The sequence below is a fragment of the Vibrio sp. FF145 genome (assembly GCF_041439075.1).
Taxonomy (GTDB): domain Bacteria; phylum Pseudomonadota; class Gammaproteobacteria; order Enterobacterales; family Vibrionaceae; genus Vibrio; species Vibrio tasmaniensis_A.
On record NZ_JBGONH010000025.1, the window covers coordinates 62,836 to 70,064 of the forward strand.

Sequence of the window (7,229 nt, forward strand, 5' to 3'; positions counted from 1 at the left end):
ATTACTCAGCAGCGGTTGAATGGTCTTTAGCTAAGAATTCTTTAATGACCCCTAAGTCACGAGTACGTGGGATAGGCGGTAAACTCGCCAAAAATATGCCACCGTAATCGCGAGTCACCAATCGGTTGTCGCAGATAATCAAAGCGCCATTATCGCGCTTATCACGTATCAATCGACCGACACCTTGTTTCAAGGTAATCACTGCGTCTGGCAATTGTACTTGTGCAAAAGGATCACCCCCTTTTAACTTACAGTCCTCGATTCGAGCCTTAAGTAACGGGTCGTCTGGGGCGGTAAAGGGCAATTTATCGATGATAACACAGCTTAATGCGTCGCCCCTAACATCTATACCTTCCCAGAAGGCACCAGTGGCCACCAGCAATGCGTTACCTAATTCCATGAATTCGGCTAAGGTTTTTTGCTTACTTGTCTCACCTTGTAGCAGAACGGGAACCGAGAGCGTTTCACGGAATCGTTCCCCCAACTCTTTCATCATGCTGTGTGAGGTACATAAAAAGAAACAGCGACCTTGGTTTTGCTCAATCACAGGGGTCAGCATTCTTACTAGCTTGTCCGCTAAGCCCGGGCTATTCGGCTCTGGTAGATAGCGAGGCACACACAAACGCGCCTGATTTGGGTAATCAAACGGGCTCGGTAGTGAAAACTGTGCCGACGGCTTTAGTCCTAATCGAGAAGTAAAATGATCGAAATCGTCCGACACCGCCAAAGTTGCAGAGGTAAACACCCAAGCACCCGGTTTTAGCTCAATCTGCTCATGGAATTTGTCGGCGACTGAGAGTGGCGTGATGTGCAAAGCAAAGTGTCGTGGCGTGGTGTCATACCAATACGAATAACCAGTAATCGACACGTCACATACACGTTCAATGCGCGACTTGATCATAGTGGCGCGTTCAAAAGCCGTGTCTAACAACTGGCTTCGACCCAATGCTAATTTCAATACATCAACGGCCAGTTGCAACGCATCTTGTAAGCGAACTAGCTCTCTCGCAATCGACTCTGACTTCAATGCTTCACGCCAGTTACCGCGAAAGCCCGTATCGCCAAGCACAATGCGTAGATCGGCTGACGATTGAACGAGCCTATCCCCTACTTTCTGCAGTTGGCGCATGTCTTTGGCTTCAGTTCGGTAAGCAATTTCAATGTCCTTGGCTAGCTCTTGGATCTGTCGGCTGGAAACCGATTGTCCGAAGTATTGGCTAGCGATATCGGGAAGTTGGTGCGCTTCATCGAAGATAAACACATCGGCTTCAGGTATCAGCTCACCAAACCCGGTTTCTTTGATCGCTAAATCCGCGAGGAACAAGTGGTGGTTCACTACAACAACATCAGAATCCATCGCTTTTTTACGCGCCTTCAGCACAAAGCAATCGGTGTAGCTTGGACACTCTTTGCCTAAGCAGTTGTCGTTAGTCGAGGTAATGGTTGGAATGACCGGGCTATCTTCAGCAATATCATCACAGTCACCTAAATCGCCAGTTTGAGTCGCTGACGACCAGCTGCGCACTTTCACCAACTGAGCTAACAGCGTTGGATCGGTGTGAGTGCCATGGCTCTCGATCATTTGACGACTGAGCCTGTCCAAGCACAAATAGTTTGAACGGCCTTTGAGTAACGCAACCTGACCATAAAAACCAAGCGCATCGACCATCAATGGTAAATCTCGGTGAAACAGCTGTTCTTGAAGGTTTTTAGACCCCGTACTGATGATCGTTTTCTTACCACTCAGCAGTGCTGGCACTAGATAAGCAAACGTCTTACCTGTTCCCGTTCCCGCTTCAACGACCAATTGGCTCTGTTGTTCAATAGCCTGTGAAACCGCTTCAGCCATGTCTAGCTGAGCTTGTCGAGGTTGGAACCCAGGGATCGCTTTACCCAAAGCACCATCAGCAGAAAACGTTTTAGATATCATAGAGTACGAAGTTTAGAAAAATAGAAGGCGAATTATGGCAGGTTTAGTGAGCCGGCGCGAATCAAGAATGACTTCGCACCGGAGGTGTTTGGTTCGGGTTAAGCTACCTAGAAGGTAAGAATTGAAGAAATAAAAATCATAGAATCGTTATTATTTTCGGCTGAGATAACGCGACAACCAAGGGGCGCCTTCAAAATGATTATCGCAAGGCTGCATGGCTTTCACTGCATCGGTTGGTGAGGTTTTACTTTCCCACATTTCATCTAGAACATTACCATCTAACTCTGTACTTCCCGCTAATGAATTCACTCGTTTGCAGTACAGTTTTTTTGCTAGTAACTCTTTATCCATAAGTATCACCTCTATTTTTGGCCAAAGCGTCAATGCCTCGGTTGAAGTTCAAATGCGTACTACGGTCAAAACTTGAAAAATGAAGCTTCTGCCTTTTTTTCTATCGAAAAACTGATATTTCTATATAAAACAATTTATCGATGCGATAAATGAGCAGCAGAATTTGTTGAAACCAACTTGATAATAGATTAATTATAACGGTGATACTGCGGCTCAGTTCACCGTTCGACGGCCTGCATTAAATTTTGAAGAATCCCGATTTCATATAATAAGTGCAACATTCATGGAAGTAAGACGCAAATGGAAAGAAAAACTTTATTAACACATTGTACTGACGCCCCTGGCCTCATCTCAAAGATCACCAACATTTGTTATAAGCACCAACTCAATATTATTCACAATAATGAGTTCGTTGATAACACAAGTGGCCACTTCTTTATGCGCACCGAGCTAGAGGGCTACTTCAATGACGAAACCTTACTCGCCGATTTAGACCAAGCCCTGCCAGAAAACACAAAACGTAAGCTGGTTGATTCATCTCGTAAGCGTGTTGTGATTCTGGTAACTAAAGAAGCACACTGCCTTGGCGATATTCTGATGAAGAACTTCGATGGCAGTTTAGATGTTGATATTGCGGCAGTAGTTGGTAACTACGATACACTGCAAAGCCTAACCGAGCGTTTTGATATCCCTTACCACCATGTTTCTCACGAAGGATTAAACCGTGAAGAGCATGAGAAGAAGATGTTGGAAGTCATTGACCAGTATGAGGCGGACTATCTAGTGCTTGCTAAATACATGCGAGTGCTGACGCCGGGGTTTGTTGAGAAGTACAACCACAAAATCATCAACATTCACCACAGTTTCTTGCCTGCATTCATTGGTGCTAAGCCATACCAGCAAGCTTACGAGCGCGGTGTGAAGATCATTGGTGCAACGGCACACTTTGTGACAAACGATCTCGATGAAGGTCCAATCATCAAGCAAGATGTTATCCCAGTGGATCACAACTTCAGCGCAAAAGACATGGCTCAAGCGGGTCGTGACGTAGAGAAGAACGTGTTGAGCAAGGCTTTAAACAAAGTGATCAACGATCATGTGTTTGTTTACGGCAACAAGACCGTGATTCTGTAGGTCGGAGGTTCGATTTCCGGTAAGACTTCCAGTTAAAACCCAATAAAAAACGCGCAATAGGGTTAATCCATTGCGCGTTTTTTGTATCTGATGATCTGAATAGATTTATGAGATTTCCGACTACGGGAATGACGAACTCGGTGATGAATCTTATAACTATAGGCTCTAACATGCGCCCTCGAACACTCAGACTGTCAGCATCTAAAGGTAGACTCCAGCAAACACCATCAAACAGCCCGTCATTCCGACGAGCCTTGGTGAGTTCAGGAATCTATTCCCAGCAACTATCCAATCAAATTAGGCCTGTTCTGACTCAACAATCTTCTTCAAAGAGTGTGGATGCAGCTTAATGCAAATCCCTTGATGCTTGAATGCAACCGTTGGATTATTCAAACGTTCCCCCTCACCTTTCGGGCTAGAGAGTTTTATCTTAACGCCTTGATCTGCCAAATTTTCAAACTTAGCAGCGAACTGCGGGTAAGTCTCTTTAAGGTCTGCTAGGTACTCATCGGCCGTTTGAGCGTGAGACGGAATCACAAACTCTACATGCTCCCAATCTTGGCTCGGGTAAATCTTGCCTTCAGCTGGGTATGGAAGCTCTAAACATTCAATCTTCCAACCAAGGCTTTGCAATGGTTTATCGAAAGCCAACACCACAATGGGACGACCATTGATCATCGCTTCTGAAATCGTAGAGCCGTATTCAGACCATGCTTGATGTGCTGATTTCGCAAGCTCAGTTTCATTGATTCTTAATGCAATATGATCCGCTTGAGCAAAGCTTAAATCCAAACCCAGCACATTTCCGAGGTTCTCAATTTTCGTCATAAACGTATCAAGGCGTGCAATCATTTGTTGTGGTTCTAGTTCTGCTTGCTTCAGGCTCATCGTCATTGTCTATGTTCTCCAAATAATGGCAGCATGGTATCAGTTTTACTTCCAGCAACAAGCGCTGCTTTGACAAAAAACACTCAAAAAGTACCGTGTCTTACTTTCCTAAATAGACAAACTTGGCTTGGTCAAAGTTGATTGTCAAAAACCCCTCAGGAAATGTTAATTTTCTATCAATTCGACCTATAAGAAAGCCCACAAAATTGGTATGATTAACGCCATTTTTGTGAACTTAAACAGAGTCTGTTGTTCATTTCAGCATTAAATCGTTAACTAGAAGCATAATTAGCCAAATTTAATGCCCACGAAATAACGGCTACTCTTATTCATCCTTGAATTGAAGGAAACGCGTGTGAATATCCAAGCACTGATTAATGACAAAGTATCTCAGGCTCTAGAAGCCGCTGGCGCACCTGCAGGCTCTCCTGCGGCTGTCCGTCAATCTGCAAAACCACAATTTGGTGACTACCAAGCAAACGGCATTATGGGTGTTGCTAAACGACTAGGCACTAACCCTCGAGAATTTGCTCAAAAAGTATTGGACGTTCTAAACCTAGACGGTATCGCTTCTAAAGTTGAAATCGCAGGTCCAGGTTTCCTAAACATCTTCCTAGATGAAACGTTCCTGGCACAACAAGCAGACGCAGCGCTTGCTGACTCTCGCCTTGGTGTTTCAGCCGCAGAAGCACAAACGATTGTTGCTGACTACTCAGCTCCAAACGTTGCAAAAGAAATGCACGTAGGCCACTTACGTTCAACGATCATCGGTGATGCTGTTGTTCGTACACTTGAGTTCTTAGGTCACAAAGTTATCCGTGCTAACCACATTGGTGACTGGGGTACTCAATTCGGTATGCTTATCGCAAACCTTGAGCGCATCCAAGCTGAAACTGGTGAAGTTTCAATGGAACTGTCAGATCTTGAACAGTTCTACCGTGAATCTAAAAAGCTTTACGACGAAGACGAAGAATTCGCAGTGAAAGCTCGTGGCTACGTAGTGAAACTGCAAGGTGGCGACGCATACTGTGCTGAAATGTGGAAAAAGCTGGTTGACGTAACCATGGTTCAAAACCAACGTAACTACGATCGCCTGAACGTATCACTGACACGTGATGATGTGATGGGTGAAAGTATGTACAACCATATGCTTTCAAACATCGTTTCTGACCTACAAACACAAGGTCTAGCAAAAGAGTCTGACGGCGCACAAGTTGTATTCCTAGACGAATACAAAAACAAAGATGGCGACCCTATGGGCGTTATCGTGCAAAAACGTGACGGTGGCTTCCTGTACACCACCACCGATATTGCATGTGCTAAATACCGTTTTGAAGAACTGGGCGCAGACCGCGTACTTTACTTCATCGACTCTCGTCAGCACCAACATCTAATGCAAGCTTGGACTATCGTTCGTAAAGCGGGTTATGTTCCTGAGTCTGTATCTCTTGAGCACCACGCGTTCGGCATGATGCTAGGTAAAGATGGCAAGCCATTTAAAACTCGTGCTGGCGGTACAGTGCGTCTTGCTGACCTTCTGGACGAAGCAGAAGTACGTGCAACTCAGCTGATTGAATCTAAAAACCCTGAGCTAGCAGAAGACGAGAAGAAAACCATTGCGAACACAGTAGCAATGGCAGCAGTTAAATACGCAGACCTTTCTAAGCACCGTACCACTGATTACGTGTTCGACTGGGAAAACATGCTGGCATTTGAAGGCAACACAGCACCGTACATGCAGTACGCATACACTCGTGTCGCTTCAATCTTTGCTAAAGCAGGCATTTCTATGGACTCTCTAGAAGGTGAAATCAAAATCACTGAAGAGAAAGAGAAAGCCCTTATCGCGAAACTTCTACAATTTGAAGAAGCGGTACAGTCTGTTGCTCGTGAAGGTCAACCACACATCATGTGTAGCTACCTGTTCGAACTTGCTGGTCAATTCTCTAGCTTCTACGAAGCATGCCCTATCCTTGTGGCTGAAGATGAAACCGTTAAACAGAGCCGCCTGAAGCTTGCTGCACTGACAGCTAAGACTATCAAGCAAGGCCTGTCGCTTCTAGGCATCGAAACTCTAGAGCGTATGTAATTCCCTTCGGGTTACAATGAATAAATACAAAGGTTGATGTGAGAGCATCAACCTTTTGTTTTATCTAACGTATACTGATACCAATCGTAGTAAATAACTAATCATCCTAGCTGGTTAAAACGCTCGATAACTGCGTTAGAATTTTTGATTGTAGAGTAACTACTTATCAAAAGAATCTGCCTTGTTCTCAAACCTTTTTCCTGCGCTATTTCTGATCATTTACTTACTGTGATTGGTATGACTTCAAGAAATCGAAATGGATAATAATAATGAGCTTTGAACTTCACCCACAGTTAGCAAAAGACACCACGCTTATCGGCGAATTTCCACTAAGCTTGGCGCTGCTAAGCAAAGACAGTGCAGTGCCTTGGGTTATCTTGGTACCCAAACGCGCCAACCTAAAAGAGTTGCACCATCTACCAATGAAAGAACAACAGCAGTTCTTACTTGAGTCTCAAGCGGTAAGCCAAGCATTAGAAGCGACATTCCAACCAGACAAATTAAACCTAGGCGCGCTAGGTAACATGGTGCCACAACTGCACATTCACCATATTGCACGTTTCAAAGATGACATCGCATGGCCAGGCCCGGTATGGGGAAATACCAAAGGTGAACAACGTAGTGAAGAAGAACAAGCCGCAATCCATACTCGTATCCAAAACGTTTTGTCGCTGAGTTCTATCTTCAAGAAAGCGTAATTTGAGTTAGTCTCATTGAGCTTTAAAACAAGACAGTTCAGAAAAGATACATAACAAAAAACCGCTCACCTAAAATAGGTGAGCGGCTTTTTTTAGGTTCATCGCGGATTAGCGGGAACTTAAAACAAAAACGGTAGTA

General features: G+C 44.5%; 6 protein-coding genes. 3 read left to right on the forward strand and 3 right to left on the reverse strand.

Going from position 1 to position 7,229, the window contains the following annotated elements; translation table 11 throughout:
- Position 1: 1 nt before the first annotated feature.
- On the reverse strand, positions 2-1,930 hold the full coding sequence (locus ACED42_RS11305) for an ATP-dependent DNA helicase (protein ID WP_012604520.1): 1,929 nt from the start codon (positions 1,928-1,930) through the stop codon (positions 2-4).
- Positions 1,931-2,080: 150 nt separating this feature from the next.
- Positions 2,081-2,281: a hypothetical protein gene (locus ACED42_RS11310; RefSeq protein WP_009847305.1), complete on the reverse strand. Its 201-nt coding sequence runs from the start codon at positions 2,279-2,281 to the stop codon at positions 2,081-2,083.
- A 300-nt stretch (positions 2,282-2,581) separates the two neighbouring features.
- Between ACED42_RS11310 and purU the strand changes: the two genes are divergently transcribed.
- Positions 2,582-3,415 carry a formyltetrahydrofolate deformylase gene (purU, locus tag ACED42_RS11315; RefSeq protein WP_012604522.1) on the forward strand — a complete coding sequence of 278 codons (834 nt, stop codon included), beginning with the start codon at positions 2,582-2,584 and terminating at the stop codon, positions 3,413-3,415.
- A gap of 297 nt (positions 3,416-3,712) precedes the next feature.
- Here the strand turns inward: purU and ACED42_RS11320 are convergent, their stop codons facing one another.
- Complete coding sequence (locus tag ACED42_RS11320; RefSeq protein WP_371702604.1) at positions 3,713-4,309, reverse strand: VOC family protein; 597 nt, start codon at positions 4,307-4,309, stop codon at positions 3,713-3,715.
- 349 nt (positions 4,310-4,658) lie between these two features.
- On the opposite strand from ACED42_RS11320, the gene argS reads away from it, so the two are divergent.
- Complete coding sequence (gene argS / locus ACED42_RS11325) at positions 4,659-6,392, forward strand: arginine--tRNA ligase (protein ID WP_009847308.1); 1,734 nt, start codon at positions 4,659-4,661, stop codon at positions 6,390-6,392.
- A 269-nt stretch (positions 6,393-6,661) separates the two neighbouring features.
- Positions 6,662-7,090: an HIT domain-containing protein gene (locus tag ACED42_RS11330; protein ID WP_004734200.1), complete on the forward strand. Its 429-nt coding sequence runs from the start codon at positions 6,662-6,664 to the stop codon at positions 7,088-7,090.
- The last annotated feature ends 139 nt before the right edge of the window (positions 7,091-7,229 follow it).